The following is a 229-nucleotide window of genomic DNA, read 5'->3' as shown; positions in this document are numbered from 1 at the left end:
ACACCACCGAGCACAAGAAGCTCACCTACACCGCTCCCGACGGCACTGAGTACGTCTACGAGCGTGTAGAAGGTAACGAAAACGGTCAGGTCGTTGAAGGCGAGACCACCGTTACCTACATCCTCAAGAAGGTTGAAAAGCCCGTTGAGGAACCCAAGACCGGTAACGTCATCGTTAACTACGTTGACGAAAACGGCAACCCCATCGGTCCCAAGACCGTAACCGATCT

The 229-nt window shown here is 53.7% G+C and carries 1 protein-coding gene; it reads left to right on the top strand.

Annotated features, from left to right (window positions below; all coding sequences use genetic code 11):
• The coding region (locus L7A15_RS10635; RefSeq protein ID WP_237204466.1) for a MucBP domain-containing protein at positions 1 to 229 on the top strand (229 nt) is incomplete at both ends.

Origin of the sequence: Rothia nasimurium (genome assembly GCF_928391935.1) — a bacterium.
Taxonomy (GTDB): domain Bacteria; phylum Actinomycetota; class Actinomycetes; order Actinomycetales; family Micrococcaceae; genus Rothia; species Rothia nasimurium_D.
Note: the sequence above shows the minus strand (reverse complement) of the source record. Positions and strands in the feature narration are given on the sequence as shown.